The 2,236-nt window shown below is 68.9% G+C and carries 3 protein-coding genes; all 3 read right to left on the minus strand.

Features of this window, described 5'->3' with window-relative positions:
- Positions 1-1,037: outer membrane beta-barrel protein (locus VNE60_00480; protein ID HVB29981.1), on the minus strand; the 1,037-nt coding region annotated here is incomplete at its 3' end.
- A 9-nt stretch (positions 1,038-1,046) separates the two neighbouring features.
- A complete protein-coding gene (kdpC, locus tag VNE60_00485; GenBank protein ID HVB29982.1) occupies positions 1,047-1,649 on the minus strand; it encodes a potassium-transporting ATPase subunit KdpC in 603 nt (200 codons plus the stop codon).
- A gap of 1 nt (position 1,650) precedes the next feature.
- On the minus strand, positions 1,651-2,236 hold a 586-nt coding region (locus tag VNE60_00490), incomplete at its 5' end, for an HAD-IC family P-type ATPase (protein ID HVB29983.1).

Raw genomic sequence — 2,236 nt, forward strand, 5'->3', positions numbered from 1 at the left:
CCCGGCCACGCGCGCACGTTGAGCGTGAGCGTGCCGGTCGCCACCCGTTGCCCGGGGGTGGCGGGATACCCGAGCGCCGCGCTCGTGCGGGCGCCGTTGGGATCGGCCATGTAGTCGGCGCGGAGGCCGAGCCCGACGGTCGACGTGAGGTCGTGCGCGACCCAGGCGCCGAACGCCCACCATTGCGCGTCGCGCGTGGAATCGGGGAGCGCGGCGTTGGCCATCTCCCGCCCGTAATCGGCCTGCAGCCATGCGTTCCAGCTCGGCGCGAACGTCTTCCAGAGCAGGACCTCGGAGCCCGATCGGAGCGCCGACGCATTGTCCAACTCCTCGGCGCCCGAATAGCCGAACAGCGAGACGGAGGAAGTGGAATCGGGATAGAGGCCGAGGCGGCCGAGCACGGTCTTGCCCGAGTTCCGCGCCTCGACGGCGTCCCAGCCATTGGTGAGGCGGAGCTGCGCGTCGGCGTGCGGCCCGAACCGGTAGGACACCTGCGCCCCGGTGGAGGTGAAGTCCTCCAGGAAGATGAACTGGTTGCCGACGGACCAGACGGGATTCGCCACGTCCTCGATCACCTCGAGTCCCAGCAACGTGGCGAACTTGCCGAATTGGAGCTGGAGCCCGTTGCCGTTGGGCGTCGGCACGTTGAGGGAAACGTACAGCTGGGTGAGGTCGCCCTGCGGCCCGAGCGCCAGTCCGCGGGACTGCACGACCGCGGCATTCTGTCCGAGCAGGACCTCGGCGTGCACGCCGGCGCTCCACGTGCGAGCGTCGTACGGGCGGTCGGCCACGAGATCGAGCGCGTCGAGCGAGAACTGGTTCTGGTATCGATCGTAGAGGTGGCCCGCGATCGTCGTGCCCGCGGGGTGCGTGGAATACTGATAGGATGCCTCGGCGTATCCACTGAACGTGAATCCGCCGAAGGGAGCGGGCCGCGTCGCGGCGGCGGCAGGTCCGGCGTGGGTCGTGTCAGTGGCGGTCTGGCCCTGCGCGCGTACGGCGAGGGCCAGGAGGCTCACGGCCAAGATTCGTCTCATGATGATTCATCAATCGTGCGACGCCGCGGCATGCAGCGGGAACGACCGATCCAAGTCGAGGTTGAGTTCGAGCACGTTGACGCGCGGCTCGCCGAACAGGCCGAACTGGCGGCCCTGCACGTGGTGGTCGACGAGCGCCCGTACCGCCGCGCTGTCGGCGTGCCGGGCCCGCGCCACGCGCTCCACCTGCAGGAACGCGTCGGCGGGCGAGATGTCGGGGTCGAGGCCGGAGCCCGACGCGGTGACCATATCGGACGGGATCTTCCCCTTCACGCCGCCGTCCTGGGCGACGACGGTGTCCACGCGCGCCGCGACGAGCGAATCCAGCTTCGCGCTGGTGGGGCCGAGGTTGCTGCCGGCCGACAGCGTGTCGTCGTAGCCCGCGCCGGCGGCCGACGGGCGCGGATGGAAGTACTCCGGGCGCGTGAACGACTGGCCGATGAGCGCGCTGCCGATCGGGGCGCCGTCGGCGCCGCGGATCAGAGAGCCGTTGGCCTGTCGCGGAAAGAGCAGCTGGGCGACGGCGGTGACAACGCCCGGGTAGAGGATGCCGGTGATCACACAGAGCGCGAGTGTGAGCACGATCGCGGGGCGGAGTTGGTTGCGGAGCACGTTACACCAGCCGGAAGAGGACGAGGAGCATGTCGATGAGCTTGATGCCCACGAAGGGGACGATCAACCCGCCGACGCCGTAGATCCACAGATTGCGGCGCAGGATCACCGACGCCGGCGCCGGACGGTACCGCACCCCCCGCAGCGCCAGCGGAATGAGCGCGACGATGATCAGCGCGTTGAAGATCACGCTGGCCAGGATGGCGGAATCGGGGGAGTGCAGGCGCATGATGTTGAGCGCCGCGAGCGGGGGATACGTGGTCACGAACATCGCCGGGATGATCGCGAAGTACTTGGCCACGTCGTTGGCGATCGAGAACGTGGTGAGCGATCCCCGCGTCATGAGCAATTGCTTGCCGATCTCCACCACCTCGATGAGCTTGGTGGGGTTGGAGTCGAGGTCGATCATGTTACCGGCTTCCTTGGCCGCCTGCGTGCCGGTGTTCATGGCCACGCCGACGTCGGCCTGGGCCAGCGCCGGCGCGTCGTTCGTGCCGTCGCCGGTCATTGCCACGAGCCGGCCGCCCGCCTGCTCGCGCTTGATGAGCGCCATCTTGTCTTCGGGCGTCGCCTGGGCCAGGAAATCG

The sequence above is a fragment of the Gemmatimonadaceae bacterium genome (assembly GCA_035533755.1).
In the GTDB taxonomy this organism is placed as follows: Bacteria; Gemmatimonadota; Gemmatimonadetes; order Gemmatimonadales; family Gemmatimonadaceae; genus JAGWRI01.